This window comes from Bhargavaea massiliensis (assembly GCF_050480245.1).
GTDB lineage: Bacteria > Bacillota > Bacilli > Bacillales > Anoxybacillaceae > Anoxybacillus.
The window spans coordinates 1-13,413 of the sequence record NZ_JBCNEQ010000081.1; the positions used below are offsets into that span (position 1 = coordinate 1).

The following is a 13,413-nucleotide window of genomic DNA, read 5'->3' on the forward strand; positions in this document are numbered from 1 at the left end:
CTTGCACGACAGAGGAACGGGCTGGAGAAGCACCCGAACGTGTCATGACATCTATAACGTAGGCTCTGTTTCAAGCCTTGGTCTGGTCAACATGGGGCTTACAAGCCCATGACTTTAGTCATTGGGTTGTTGACGCCAAGTCCGATAAACCCGATCGTTTGCATCGTTCTCTCCCCATTCTAAATCGCTTTCACCATGCCGCCATCGACTAAAAGCGATTGACCGGTCATATACGTATTTTCATCGGACAATAAAAAGGCGACGACGTTCGCAAATTCTTCTGGCGTACCGTAACGACCGAGCGGAATGGCCGCTTTCACGCGCGCTTCCATTTCTTCTTTGCTAATGCCGAGTTTTTTTGCATTTTGTTCATCTAAATAAGCGACGCGTTCCGTCGCAATGCGCCCCGGTGCAACAGTATTAATTAGAATACCGTATGGGGCAAGCTCTTGGGCGAGCGTTTTCGTTAAGCCGACAATGCCAAGCCGAAACGTATTCGATAAAAGCAACCCCGGAATCGGCTCTTTAATGGACGATGAGGCAATGTTGACGATTTTCCCTTTCGTTTTTTTCAAATGTGGTAATGCTGCGCGAATCATTCGCACATAGCTCAATAAATTTAACTCAAACGCCTGTTGCCAATCGTCATCTGTTAACGTCGCGAGCGTTCCCGTCGGGGGGCCGCCAGCGTTATTGACTAATACATGAATGTCACCAAATGTCTCCACCGTTTTTTCCACGAGTTGTTCGATCATCGCGTTGTTCGTCACGTCCGTTACGACGTATGCCGCTTTCCCTTTTCCGAGCGCATTGAGCTGTTCGGTAACATCGTGTAGCTTTCGTTCGTCACGGCTAGCAAGCATGACGTTTACACCTTGCGAAACAAGTTTTGTCGCAATCGCTTTCCCAAGCCCTTGGCTTGATGCAGCAACAATCGCTGTTTTCATTTCATCCGCCTCCCTTCGATATGTACATTCGCTAACGATGACGCGATTCCTCCCTGTTCGTTTTGCTTTTTAAACTAGTTAATTTCATCGTTAATGACCGAAACAAAGCGGTTCCCCTTCAGCTATGTCGATTGTTGTTGAAAAATTAACAAAGTCGCAGTTTCATCGTCTTTGGCGAGGAGACCCCCACTTCAACGACCAAAGGGAGTAAGTGGGGGAGGAATCGCTTTTTTGTTATAAAAGGTTTACGATATGGTTCTGTTTTTTCATCCAATCGTAAAAATATATTAAAAATTTTGATAAAATATATTTGAGATCCCACTTCTTTCGTGATTATCTTTACATCTTATTGCATGGTTCTCTTATGAACATGTATAGTAAAAGAGAAAGCGAGGTGAACAACGATCATGATGGCGAATCGAGTGGAAAGGCATATGATTTTCGCCACTCATCCGTATTATCCGATGATCGATGAGTATTGTTTTCGGTCAAAAAATTTGTACAACTTCGCCAACTATCAAGTGAGGCAAACGTTTTTCCAACACGGCACGTATCTTTCTTACAACAAGCTAGACAAGCTGCTGAAAACAGAAGGGATGGATACAGACTATCGAGCGATGCCAATGGCTCAATGTGCTCAACAAACGTTAAGAATGTTGCATCAAAATTGGCAATCATTTTTTAAGTCGATGAAAGATTGGGCAAAAAACAAAGACAAATATACAGGCAGACCGAAACCGCCCAAATATCTCAAAAAAGACGGACGATATGTACTTGTGCTAACGAATCAATCATGCAAAGTCGTCGATGAACAAATCACGTTTCCTGCCTGTTTTCAAGGGTTTCGGTTAAAGACAAACATGAAAGGGAAGCTTCAACAAGTCCGATTCGTTCCGAAACACCGCCATATCATCGTCGAAGTCGTTTACAAAATCCCTATTCCAACACAAAAACAAGATAACAACAGATATATCAGTATTGATTTGGGATTAGATAACTTCGCAACCATTGTGAACAATGTGGGCAAACAACCGATCGTCATCAATGGTAAAGGTCTAAAATCCGCCAATCAATACTATAACAAACAAATGAGCCACTACCGCAAAGTAGCGAAACAGATGAATGGACTCGATTGGACAAAACGAATGAGCAAAATGACAGAAAAACGAAACCGCATCGTGGAAAACTTTATGCACCAAGCGAGTGCCTTTGTCATCAAACATGCGCTGTCTTTAGACTGCGATACGATTGTGGTGGGGATGAATAAAGATTGGAAGCGTGAAGTCCATCTCGGAAAGCGCACAAATCAAGCGTTCGTTCACATCCCGTATCAAACGTTTCTTCATCAGTTGCAGTACAAAGCAGCACAGCATGGGATTCGTGTCATCGTGACAGAAGAAAGCTATACATCGAAATGCAGTTTTTTAGACATGGAAGAAATCAAAAAGCAAAAGCAATACAAAGGAACGCGCATCAAGCGAGGACTGTTTCAATCTGAAAATGGAATACTGATTAACGCAGATGTCAACGGGGCATACAACATCATGAGAAAAGTATTCCCAAAGGCGTTCGCCAATGGGATAGCGGGTGTGGGGTTACACCCAATCCGAGTACATGTCGCTTAAACGACGTGGACGGATAAACAATTTTATTAAAATCTTTATCATTATTCTATGATTTTAATAAAATTGATAACCTGATGTCTATGACCGTTTTGTACTGATTTTTTCCATGAAAAAAAGAACCGGAGGCGTCCGGTTCTTATTGTTGGAACGTTTCTTTCACGAAACGAACGACTTCTTCTGCTGTCGCAAGCGATAAAATGTGATCTTTCACTCGCTCCGCTTCTTGTTTGGACAGTTTCTTTAATTGCGAGCGGACGCGTAAAATCGATGTCGCACTCATACTAAATTCGTCTAAGCCGAACGCTAATAAAATCGGCACAGCTAGCTCTTCGCCAGCCATTTCACCGCACATGCCAACCCATTTGCCTTCTTTATGCGCCGCTTCAATGACGTTATAAATGAGGCGCAAAATGGCAGGGTTGTACGGTTGATATAAATACGATACGCGCTCGTTCATGCGGTCAGCCGCCATCGTATATTGGATTAAGTCGTTCGTTCCGATGCTAAAGAAGTCTACTTCTTTTGCAAATTGATCCGCCAATACAGCGGCTGCTGGAATTTCGACCATCATGCCGACTTCGATATGATCGGATACCGCAACACCTTCAGCGACAAGCTTTTCTTTTTCTTCTAAAAGAACAGCTTTCGCTTGACGGAACTCGTCTACCGTCGCGATCATCGGGAACATAATTTTTAAATTGCCATATACGCTTGCGCGCAACAACGCGCGAAGTTGCGTGCGAAACATGTCTTGCATATCTAAACAAAGACGAACCGCACGGAAACCTAAAAACGGGTTCATTTCTTTTGGAAGGTCTAAATACGGCAATTCTTTGTCGCCGCCAATGTCTAGCGTGCGAACGACGACCGGTTTTCCTTCCATTTTTTCTAGCACCGTTTTGTATGCTTCAAACTGTTCTTCTTCTGTCGGCAATTCGTTGCGGCCCATGTATAAAAATTCGGTACGGTATAAGCCGATTCCTTCTGCCCCGTTCGCGAGTACACCCTCGACATCGTTTGGCGTTCCGATATTGGCAGCAAGCTCAACGTGATGACCGTCTTTCGTCATCGTTTGTTCATGAACGAGCTTTGCCCATTCTGCTTTTTGGGCAGCGAATGCGGCACGTTTTTGTTCGTACTCCGCGATCGTTTCTTCGGTTGGGTTAACGATCACTTCTCCGTCAAGCCCGTCAATAATGACGATGTCGCCGTTTTGAATCGTTGCTGTCGCTTCTTTCGTTCCGACGACAGCTGGAATTTCCATCGAGCGCGCCATAATGGCAGAGTGGGACGTCCGTCCGCCAATGTCGGTTGTAAAACCTTTCGCATATTTTCGGTTTAATTGAGCCGTATCTGACGGCGTTAAATCTTCAGCTACAATGATGACTTCTTCTGTAATCATGCTCGGGTTTGAAATCGTAACGCCTAATAAATGAGCAAGAACACGTTTTGTCACATCGCGAATGTCTGCAGCGCGCTCTTTCATATATTCGTTATCCATCGCTTCAAACATCGCAATGAACATCGATGCGACTTCGTGAAGGGCAAATTCCGCATTGACGCGTTCTTGTTCAATTTTTTGTTCAACGGCTTGGACGAGTTCTGGGTCGCTTAGTACAAGCAAATGAGCGGAGAAAATGGCCGCTTTATCTTCGCCAAGTTCTTTTAACGCATGCGCTTGAATGACTTCAAGTTCTTCTTTCGCTTTGGCGAGCGCTTGTTGGAAGCGGCTTACTTGCTCAGCTGGGTTTTCAATCGTTTGTTTTTCAACCGTTAAGTCGGGATGTTCCAAACGGTACGCCTTCGCAATGGCAATGCCATTCGATGCAGCAATCCCTTGCAATCGTTTCATTATTCGGCTAATCCCTCTTTTGATAATGTTTCTGTTAATGCGTTGATTGCGTCTGCTGCATCGCTGCCTTCAGCTGAAATTGTAATTTGCGCACCTTGTGGAATTCCTAACGACATCACACCCATAATGGATTTTAAGTTGACTTTTTTGCCGTTGTACTCTAATTGAATGTCGCTATCAAATTTGCTTGCTGTTTGCACTAACATCGTTGCTGGACGGGCATGAATACCAGATGCTGCTGTTACTTTAAACGTTTTTTGCATATTGCTCATCTCCTCACTTTTTATTTTGAAAACATAGAGAGCAAAAAACCCTCTATGTTTTTTTACCGAAAAATGACGCATTTTGCAAGTAAATTATTTTTGAACGATGACGACATCTTCGCCTTTTGTTACTGTTCCTTGTTTCGTGATGTTTACTGTTTCTCCTGCTTGTAAGTTTGTGAAAATAATCGGTGTCACAACAGAAGGCGCATGTTGTTTCACATATTCAAGGTCCACTTTTAAAATCGGTTGTCCTTTTTTCACTTCTGTGCCTTCCGATACAAGCGCTTCAAATCCTTGTCCGTTTAATTTCACTGTATCAATGCCGAAGTGGATAAGCACTTCACGACCTGTTTTTGATTGAATGCCGATCGCATGTTTTGTCGGGAAGACGTTAATGATCGTTCCATCTACTGGCGATACGACTGTGCCATCTGTTGGCTCAACTGCAAAACCGTCACCCATCATTTTTGTCGAAAATACTTGATCTGGCACTTCGGAAAGCGGCACAACTTTTCCTGTTAATGGAGATGCGACTTGTTCTATTTCTCCTGTCGCTTGTACAGATGGTTTCGCTTTTTCTACCGCTTTTGTCGGCACGCGACCTTCCATAATGTCTTTAATTTGTGTTTTTAAAATGTCTGATTTTGGTCCGAAAATGGCTTGAATGTTGTTTCCAACTTCTAATACGCCAGCTGCTCCGAGCTCTTTTAGACGATCTTTATCAACGTGTTGGATATCGTTTACTGAAACGCGTAAACGTGTGATGCACGCATCTAAATGCGCGATATTTTCTTTTCCGCCAAGCGCCGCTAAAATTTCGTGCGGAAGCTCACCTGCGTCTGCTGTACCTTTTGTTTCAGCTGTTTCTTTTTCACGTCCTGGTGTTGCTAAATCCCATTTACGAATCGCAAAGCGGAAGCCGAAGTAGTAAATGACCGCAAATACTAAACCGACCGGAATGACGAGCCACCAAGCTGTGCGACCTGGTAACACACCGAATAATAAGAAGTCGATGACCCCGCCAGAGAATGTCATACCGATTTTTACATCTAAAATATGCATAAGCATGAATGATAATCCTGCGAAAATAGTATGGATCGCAAATAATACTGGCGCAACGAACAAGAATGAAAACTCAATTGGTTCTGTAATTCCTGTTAAAAACGATGTTAACGCTGCAGATCCCATGATGCCGGCAACGACTTTTTTGTTTTCTGGACGCGCTTCATGGTAAATGGCAAGCGCAGCTGCTGGTAAACCGAACATCATGAACGGGAATTTTCCTGTCATAAATGTCCCAGCTGTTAATTCAGCACCGTCTTTAATTTGTTCCATGAAAATACGTTGGTCACCGCGCACAAGCTCGCCTGCTTTGTTGACGTATTGACCGAACTCAAACCAGAACGGCGAGTAGAAAATGTGGTGTAAACCGAACGGAATTAATGCGCGCTCGATGACACCGAAAATGAATGCCGCTAATGTACGGTTTGCATCGATCATGTTGTGTGAAAAGGTGTTTAAGCCGTGTTGGACAGGTGGCCATAACCATGTCATCACAATACCGAGAATTAATGCCGATGCAGCTGTTACAATCGGAACGAAACGTTTTCCTGCAAAGAAACCTAAGTAAGATGGCAATTCGATGTTAAAGTATTTGTTGTACATGTACGCTGCTAAAATACCGACGATAATCCCGCCGAATACCCCTGTTTGCAACGTCGGAATACCTAATACGTTTGCAAACGATGGATCTGTGCCGATTTGGTCTGATGTCACGCCTAAAATGACGCTCATTGTCACGTTCATGACTAAGTAACCGATGATCGCCGCTAAACCAGCAACCCCTTCACCGCCAGCTAATCCGACGGCAACCCCTACCGCAAATAAAAGCGGCAAGTTCGCAAATACAATACCACCAGATTGCTCCATCACTTTTGCGACCATTTCGACCCAGCCTGTTTCTAACGCTGGAATTTTTTCAATTAATGCTGGGTTTTGCAATGCGTTACCAAACGCAAGCAAAATACCTGCTGCCGGTAAAATCGCAACCGGAAGCATAAGCGCTTTACCAACTTTTTGTAACGTACCAAACGCTTTTTTCATTATAGAACCCTCCCTCATCATGTTAACGTTCGCAACAAACGCCATTTTCATGCATCAAAAGTAGATGAAGCGAAACGTTAGACGTCTAACGAATGTAAGCATTTGCAAATAAGAGAAAACAAAAAGGCATGAGCAAAGAACGACAGAAAAAGGGTATTATGTAACGACATTTTTCGTTACACCACTTTTTTCGCCTTCTTTACTCATGCCTGATCGAATCAGTAACACGTAAAGATAAGTGCCCATTTATTCATTTTTACCAGTTAACCGCTGCAAATGTAACGTTAAATATACGGCTTCGGCTTCATCTACCGGAAGCTGCAACGTTTGCTGCATAATTTTTATGAGCTTCCACGACAAATTATAACATAGTGGGTACGTCTCTTTCAATATGTTCGACAATTTTTTTGGCTCTTCAATTTTTTCTCCTTTTTTCACGCGCTCGATCGCATAGCGCAAATGGCGAACAAACCGTAAATAATGAATGCTTTCGCGATCAATGCGAATGTCGAGCTGTTCTTCGACGACGGAAACTAATCGAGAAATAAGCTGTGAATGTTGATTGACTTCCGATAATTGATGATTCGTTAGCGCGCTATGAATGTGTAAAGCAATAAAGCCAATTTCTCCTTCAGGGAGCTGAATGTGTAACCGTTCGTTCAACATGTTTACGACTTCGGTTGCCACATCATACTCGAGCGGATATAAGCTTTTTGTCTCGACTAAAAACGGATTTTTAATGTCCATTCCTTGTTCTAACCGCTTGATCGCAAACAAAATATGGTCCGTTAACGCAACGTGAATATGTTCGTTTAACGGGCTGTTCGTTCGCTTGCGAATATGGTGAACGACGTCGTTCATTAAACCGATAAATTCTTCATCGACATGTGGCAACAATTTTTTATATTGCTCTTGTTCCCGTTCATTTTTTAAAATAAACCATTTTTCGACGTCTTTTTGTTCAATGACGTCTCCTTTCTTTTTGCCAAAGCCAATTCCTTTGCCGATCAACACAACTTCATCGTACGTTGGATGCGAGGCAATGAGCACGTTGTTGTTTAATACTTTTTCAATGCGAAACGATTGGTCCACGTCTAGTTCGCTCCTTTAAAAACGTTTACATTACTTTCAATGTTACGAAACGAACAAAACCACGTCAATGGAAATGCGCTGTTTTTTGTCAAGACAGCTGTGAATGTTTTTGTCAAAAAGGCGTTTCGGTTGCACAAACGCATTTGTTCGATTAAACTTTTGTTTAGTATAGAAATGGAAGGAGTTTGCCATCATGATTCAACTCATTGTTACCGATTTAGACGGAACGTTGCTCGGTTACGACCGGCGCGTCAAAACGGAAGATCGCGAGGCGGTCGTTCGCGCCATTGCAAGCGGCATCGATTTTGCCGTTGCTTCGGGACGAATGGATAATGAAATTTTAGAAGTGTTAAAAGAGATCGGCCACGACGCGCACCGCATTAGTCAAAACGGCGCCTTTGTATACACGAACGACCATCGTCTCCTTCATCGTAGCGCGTTTGATCCAGCCGTTGCGCGCGCCATTTACGAACAAGCGCGCAAACTAGAAGCGATTGTGCTTGTGTGCAACGAACAAACGAGCTTTGTCGAAACAAAAACAGAACAAATCGAACAAATGAAAGCGCGGTTATTTTTCGATATTATCGAAAAGCGAAATATGATCGAAGCGATTGGTCGTGACATTTCTCCATCAAAAATTACCGTTATTGCTGAAGAAGACGTTGTCGCGCACTTTGAGCGATTCGTTCGTGAAACGTGGAAGCAAGATGTCGATACGTTTATTTCCGAACCTCGTTGTTTAGACATTATGCCAAAGCAAATCAGCAAAGGTGAAGCGCTCCGATTGCTAATGAATCATTTACAGCTGAAAGCAGAAGAAGTGGCTTGCTTCGGCGATTCGTTTAATGACATTCCGATGTTTCGCCTGACCCCACATAGTTTTGTCATGTCACATGCGCCCGAACAAGTGAAAAAAGAAGCACGCTATATCGTTTCTTCCGTTCATGAAGCCGTTGAAACCGTGCTTTCCATAAACGAAAAGATGCCTCAAACGTAAGAGGCATCTTTTCGTTTACATCACTAAAATAAACGAACGGCTTTGACTGCTCGTGGTGCCCAATACGGCTTCATATTTGCAAATGCCACGCCTGTGCTTGTTGCCGCGTGCAATAACGTCTCGCTATCTACAACGATGGACACATGGTTAATGACACCATCGCCATCCGTATCAAAAAACATTAAATCGCCTTTGCGCACGCTCGCAAGCGGCACTTCTGTTCCAACCATCGCTTGTTCGCGCGATGTGCGCGGCAATGTAATACCATTTTCTCTATACACGCGCTGGGTAAACGATGAGCAATCAAAAACGTCTGTGCGCGTCGTTGGCGCTCCGAATAAGTATTTCGCCCCTACGTATTTTTTCCCTGTTTCAATGATCGCATCTGCTCGCTCTTCCCATGAAAGCGACACGTTAATCGTTTGGCCAACGCGAATAAAATTCACGTTTGTAATCGTTGGATTTAGTGCGAGTAAATCGTTTAACGTCACATTAAATTTTCTAGCAATCGTCGACAATGTGTCGCCTGGTTGGACGATATACGATTTACTCGCGCTATTTGTCGGCCCTGTTGATGCCGGTCTCGGCGATATAAGTTGGCTTGTTGTATTTGCTGTATTTGTTGTGTTTGTTTTCGGTACTGTTAACGTTTGGCCAACGTAAATGCGGTTTACGTCTGTAATCGTCGGGTTTAGTTCAAGAAGGCGTGTAATGGTCGTATTATACTGCCGTGCGATCGTCGATAACGAATCGCCCGACTTAACTGTATATCGTGCCGCATCAACCGCTTTTTCCCCTAAAAATAACGTCGATAATACCGCTCCAACTACAATCGTCTTTTTCATCGTCCCAAACTCCTTCCTTTTTTGAAGCGCTTCCTTGTCCATATCATAACATGAAACTATTAATCTATTAACCGTATATTTTCAAACTATTCTTCCACTAAATTGAAATAAGCATGTATGAAAATGAAAGGAAGATGTGAGATGCCTTATACATTCTAAGAAAAAGCTGACGGTTATTTTCCGCCAGCTTTTTCTTTTAAATCATCACGAACCGTTCCTTCCCAGCGCGGCACGTTTGTGTAATACGCAGCGCGGCTAATGAGATGAGCCGCAACAGGAGATGTCATAAAAATAAACACGATGCCAAGTAAAAGCCGTGAGTTAAATTCACCGTTTTCAAGCAAAAAGTGAAAAAATGCACCGAGTAAAATGCACATCATGCCAAGCGTCGTGCTTTTGCTGATGGCATGGCTGCGCGTATATACATCCGGCAAACGAATCGCACCAACTGCCGACAAGAGCACGAGCACCGCTCCGAACAAAACAAGTGCTGCGACGAGCACATTACCGATCGCGATCACCACGTTCGATGACAACCCCTTTCTCTAAAAACTTCGCAAACGCGACCGTACCGACAAACGCTAAAATACCGATGAGCAAAATGACGTCTAAAAACGCGCTCGTATTTAGCAGTATAGAAACGATCGCAACGATCCCAGCGAGCGTAATGCCCATCGCATCTAGAGCAATCACTCGATCAGCAGCGCTTGGACCTTTGACAACGCGGTATAAAAAACCAACCATCGCTAAAGAAAGGATGACGAGGGCGATGTTTAACATCATTTGCTCACCTCCATAATCGTTTTCTCAAACGATTGTTTAATGCTTTGAATCGCTTCGTGCACATCTGGGCTATTTAACGCGTGAATATATAGCGTACTTCCATCATCTGATACATCTAAAACGAGCGTACCTGGCGTGAGCGTAATGAGCATCGCTAACACTGTAATTTCCCATTCTTTTTTTAATTGTGTCGGCAAAGCAAAAATGGCAGGTTGAATCGTTAACGAACGTTGCATAACGACTTTCGCTACGGCGATGTTTGATAAAATGAGCTCTTTGAAAAAAATGAACAGCAATTTGATGATGACAAACACCGGAACGAGATAAAAGCGCGAATGGAAAAAGCGACGCAAGATGAAAATGATAAACAGCCCGATCATGTACCCGACAAGAAATGACGCTCCGTCAAACGAAACTGTTAAAAACATCCATACGAACGCTAAAATGACGTTTAATAAAATTTGAAATGCCATGTTCTCTACTCCTTTAACACCGCTTCAATGTACATACTCGGATCGACTAACACGTTTACTGCGTCGAGAACAAATGGACGAACAAATTCGATGCCGATGCCGTATGCAACAGATAAAACAAGTAAAAACAACACCGGAAACAATCGTCCGTCTACTTGCTTTTGTTCAAATCCTTTTTTCTCGCCCCAAAAACCGTTCATAAATATTTTCATAACCGAATATAGCACAAGCAAACTCGACAGTAAGATAACGATCGCTTCAAAGATGAGTTGCGCATCGAAGCTTGCTTTTACAATGAGCAACTTTCCGATAAATCCGCTAAGCGGCGGAATGCCCGCAAGCGACAATGCAGCGATGAAAAATGACCACCCAAGCAGCGGATAAGACGACATTAACCCCGAAAATGAACGAATGTTATTTGAACTAGTGATGGAAAAAACAATACCGACTAGTAAAAATAATGTTGCTTTCATGACCATATCTTGCAACATGTAAAAAATCGTTCCTTCTAAACTTTCTGGCGTCATCATCGCTACCCCAAAAATCATAACGCCGACTGCAACGATAATGTTGTAAATGACGATATAGCGCATATCGTTATATGCAACTGCTCCAATGACACCGATGACGATCGTGCCGAGCGCAAGCCAAGCGAGCAACGTATGCGTGTAGCCGACATCACTCGTAAATAAAAGCGTAAACGTGCGCAAAATCGAGTACACACCAACCTTTGTCAACAAACCTCCAAACAAGGCTAATACCGGGGTAGGCGGGGCGTAATAGGCTGCTGGAAGCCAAAAATATAGCGGAAAAATCGCTCCCTTTAAACCAAATACGATGATAAACAATACCGCAATAACCGTTAAAATAGGCGACATTCCTATTTCGCTTATACGCTCCGCTAAATGCGCCATATTTAACGTACCTGTTACTCCATATAAATACGCGACTCCAACGACAAATAGCGCCGAAGAAATAACGTTCACAAGCGTATATTTCATCGTTTCACGCAGTTGTATTTTCGTGCCTCCGAGCACAAACAGCACGTAAGACGACATAAGCATCACTTCAAAAAAGACGAACAAGTTGAACAAATCACCTGTCGTAAACGCCCCATTCACACCGACGATTAAAAATTGAAAAAATGAATAGTAATAAAACGTCTCTCTCTTATGCCCAATCGCATAAAAAGAATATAGTAAACAAGCGAGCGCGATGATGCTCGTCGTCAATACGAGCAAAGCGGACAGCGAATCAGACACGAGCGTAATACCAAATGGCGCGGGCCAATTTCCGACGTTTAACGTTTGAATGCCGTCTGTATGCACACGATAAAGCAAGGCGCTGCTTGCGACGACTAAACTCATCGTTGCAAGCGCAGAGACAGCGCGTTGCCAAAAAACGTGCTTCGGAAAAAAAATAAGAATGATTGCTGTGACAAGCGGAATGAGAATAGGCAAAAGCAGAAGGTTATTCATCTCCCTTCATCCCTTCTATATGATCTGTTCCAATTTCTTGGTACGAACGGTATGCCAACACTAAGAAAAACGCTGTTACCCCAAAACTAATGACGATCGCTGTTAAAATGAGTGCTTGCGGCAACGGATCGACGTATCGTGCCGCCTTCTCCCCTAAAAGCGGCGGCGCTCCAACTTTTAACCCCCCCATCGTTAACAATAAAAGATGGGCACCATGACTGAGCAAACCCGTCCCGATAATAATGCGGAGCAAACTTTTGCTGAGCAACAAGTATGTCGCAGCGGTAAATAAACAACCGATGACGACAATCATAATCAGTTCCATTAGTCACGAACACTTGCGCAAGGAAGCCCCTGCCTTAAGGCACGGGGAGGAATTGCGCCTTACGCAATGTTCATTCCCTCCCTTCGATATGTGTATCCGTCGAATCGCTGAATGACTTGGACATATCTATAATTTATTCCTTGTGCGATACGCTTTCCGTCCTTGCCTTTAATGTCGAAACTTCCAGTCTTTCTACATGCGACTTCGCCAAACCAAACGCCTTGATATTTCCCTCTTGGGACAACAGCCTTAACCATGTCCCCTGTTTGAAAACCAAAGAAGAATTTTTGTCTTGCAAGATAACCTCTTGGGAAGCCATATCTATCTAGGTTTGTACGAGAGCGACTACCACGCCCTTTTGCCTTGATAAATAACACTTCTTTTGTTTTGAAATATAAGTGATTTGTTGTGCTTTCGCCTACACAACAAGCGTCAAAATAATGTGTTTTCGGCAAGTCTAAACGAATACGATTCATTTTTGTTCGTGCACCTGTTCCACACTCGACATCTAATCCTGTCTGCTTTAACACTTCATACGCTTTCCATCTTGTCGAGTTGATAGCACTTGCATCCTTTAATGTTTCTTTGACTTGCTTTTGAATGTGCGGATACCCGAATTCTTCTGCT

The 13,413-nt window shown here is 43.4% G+C and carries 13 protein-coding genes and 1 pseudogene; 2 read left to right on the forward strand and 12 right to left on the reverse strand.

Going from position 1 to position 13,413, the window contains the following annotated elements:
• Positions 1 to 179: 179 nt before the first annotated feature.
• Complete coding sequence (locus ABEV15_RS13430) at positions 180 to 947, reverse strand: SDR family oxidoreductase (protein WP_192948395.1); 768 nt, start codon at positions 945 to 947, stop codon at positions 180 to 182.
• Positions 948 to 1,354: 407 nt separating this feature from the next.
• Here ABEV15_RS13430 and ABEV15_RS13435 point away from each other — a divergent pair, with 407 nt between their 5' ends.
• Positions 1,355 to 2,572, forward strand: a complete 1,218-nt coding sequence (locus tag ABEV15_RS13435; protein WP_004891372.1) for an RNA-guided endonuclease InsQ/TnpB family protein — start codon at positions 1,355 to 1,357, stop codon at positions 2,570 to 2,572.
• A 136-nt stretch (positions 2,573 to 2,708) separates the two neighbouring features.
• On the opposite strand, the gene ptsP is transcribed toward ABEV15_RS13435, so the two are convergent.
• The 4 genes from ptsP to glcT all read right to left on the reverse strand — a co-directional run bounded on the left by ptsP (position 2,709) and on the right by glcT (position 7,885).
• Entirely contained in the window at positions 2,709 to 4,424 is a 1,716-nt protein-coding gene (gene ptsP / locus ABEV15_RS13440) for a phosphoenolpyruvate--protein phosphotransferase (RefSeq protein WP_498853498.1), read from the reverse strand.
• Entirely contained in the window at positions 4,424 to 4,696 is a 273-nt protein-coding gene (locus ABEV15_RS13445; RefSeq protein WP_429631996.1) for a phosphocarrier protein HPr, read from the reverse strand. The genes ptsP and ABEV15_RS13445 overlap by 1 nt, the downstream gene beginning before the upstream one ends.
• An 84-nt stretch (positions 4,697 to 4,780) precedes the next feature.
• Positions 4,781 to 6,796, reverse strand: coding sequence for a glucose-specific PTS transporter subunit IIBC (gene ptsG, locus ABEV15_RS13450; protein ID WP_498853504.1), 2,016 nt, complete (start codon positions 6,794 to 6,796; stop codon positions 4,781 to 4,783).
• 243 nt (positions 6,797 to 7,039) lie between these two features.
• A complete protein-coding gene (gene glcT, locus ABEV15_RS13455; protein WP_498853499.1) occupies positions 7,040 to 7,885 on the reverse strand; it encodes a glucose PTS transporter transcription antiterminator GlcT in 846 nt (281 codons plus the stop codon).
• Between the two features lie 193 nt (positions 7,886 to 8,078).
• Here glcT and ABEV15_RS13460 point away from each other — a divergent pair, with 193 nt between their 5' ends.
• Positions 8,079 to 8,882, forward strand: a complete 804-nt coding sequence (locus ABEV15_RS13460) for an HAD family hydrolase (RefSeq protein ID WP_498853500.1) — start codon at positions 8,079 to 8,081, stop codon at positions 8,880 to 8,882.
• Positions 8,883 to 8,905: 23 nt separating this feature from the next.
• Here ABEV15_RS13460 and ABEV15_RS13465 read toward each other — a convergent pair whose 3' ends face one another.
• The 7 genes and pseudogenes from ABEV15_RS13465 to ABEV15_RS13495 all read right to left on the reverse strand — a co-directional run.
• Positions 8,906 to 9,727 carry a C40 family peptidase gene (locus tag ABEV15_RS13465; RefSeq protein WP_498853501.1) on the reverse strand — a complete coding sequence of 274 codons (822 nt, stop codon included), beginning with the start codon at positions 9,725 to 9,727 and terminating at the stop codon, positions 8,906 to 8,908.
• A 173-nt stretch (positions 9,728 to 9,900) separates the two neighbouring features.
• A complete protein-coding gene (gene mnhG, locus ABEV15_RS13470; RefSeq protein WP_077429818.1) occupies positions 9,901 to 10,251 on the reverse strand; it encodes a monovalent cation/H(+) antiporter subunit G in 351 nt (116 codons plus the stop codon).
• Entirely contained in the window at positions 10,232 to 10,510 is a 279-nt protein-coding gene (locus tag ABEV15_RS13475; RefSeq protein ID WP_171700779.1) for a Na(+)/H(+) antiporter subunit F1, read from the reverse strand. The genes mnhG and ABEV15_RS13475 overlap by 20 nt, the downstream gene beginning before the upstream one ends.
• A complete protein-coding gene (locus tag ABEV15_RS13480) occupies positions 10,507 to 10,983 on the reverse strand; it encodes a Na+/H+ antiporter subunit E (RefSeq protein WP_498853502.1) in 477 nt (158 codons plus the stop codon). The genes ABEV15_RS13475 and ABEV15_RS13480 overlap by 4 nt, the downstream gene beginning before the upstream one ends.
• A gap of 5 nt (positions 10,984 to 10,988) precedes the next feature.
• The gene (locus ABEV15_RS13485) at positions 10,989 to 12,461 is read right to left on the reverse strand and encodes a Na+/H+ antiporter subunit D (RefSeq protein ID WP_498853503.1); all 1,473 of its coding nucleotides are present in this window, start codon (positions 12,459 to 12,461) and stop codon (positions 10,989 to 10,991) included.
• Entirely contained in the window at positions 12,454 to 12,786 is a 333-nt protein-coding gene (locus ABEV15_RS13490) for a Na(+)/H(+) antiporter subunit C (RefSeq protein ID WP_004891396.1), read from the reverse strand. The genes ABEV15_RS13485 and ABEV15_RS13490 overlap by 8 nt, the downstream gene beginning before the upstream one ends.
• Before the next feature lie 59 nt (positions 12,787 to 12,845).
• Positions 12,846 to 13,413: pseudogene (locus tag ABEV15_RS13495) on the reverse strand (RNA-guided endonuclease IscB); the annotation flags it as partial.

What these genes read in the sequence shown, in the direction of transcription:
- ABEV15_RS13430 (WP_192948395.1), bottom strand. Translation starts at nt 947, where the DNA reads ATGAAAACAGCGATTGTTGCTGCATCAAGCCAAGGGCTTGGGAAAGCG.
- ABEV15_RS13435 (WP_004891372.1), top strand. Translation starts at nt 1,355, where the DNA reads ATGATGGCGAATCGAGTGGAAAGGCATATGATTTTCGCCACTCATCCG.
- ptsP (WP_498853498.1), bottom strand. Translation starts at nt 4,424, where the DNA reads ATGAAACGATTGCAAGGGATTGCTGCATCGAATGGCATTGCCATTGCG.
- ABEV15_RS13445 (WP_429631996.1), bottom strand. Translation starts at nt 4,696, where the DNA reads ATGAGCAATATGCAAAAAACGTTTAAAGTAACAGCAGCATCTGGTATT.
- ABEV15_RS13460 (WP_498853500.1), top strand. Translation starts at nt 8,079, where the DNA reads ATGATTCAACTCATTGTTACCGATTTAGACGGAACGTTGCTCGGTTAC.
- ABEV15_RS13465 (WP_498853501.1), bottom strand. Translation starts at nt 9,727, where the DNA reads ATGAAAAAGACGATTGTAGTTGGAGCGGTATTATCGACGTTATTTTTA.
- ABEV15_RS13475 (WP_171700779.1), bottom strand. Translation starts at nt 10,510, where the DNA reads ATGATGTTAAACATCGCCCTCGTCATCCTTTCTTTAGCGATGGTTGGT.
- ABEV15_RS13480 (WP_498853502.1), bottom strand. Translation starts at nt 10,983, where the DNA reads ATGGCATTTCAAATTTTATTAAACGTCATTTTAGCGTTCGTATGGATG.
- ABEV15_RS13485 (WP_498853503.1), bottom strand. Translation starts at nt 12,461, where the DNA reads ATGAATAACCTTCTGCTTTTGCCTATTCTCATTCCGCTTGTCACAGCA.
- ABEV15_RS13490 (WP_004891396.1), bottom strand. Translation starts at nt 12,786, where the DNA reads ATGGAACTGATTATGATTGTCGTCATCGGTTGTTTATTTACCGCTGCG.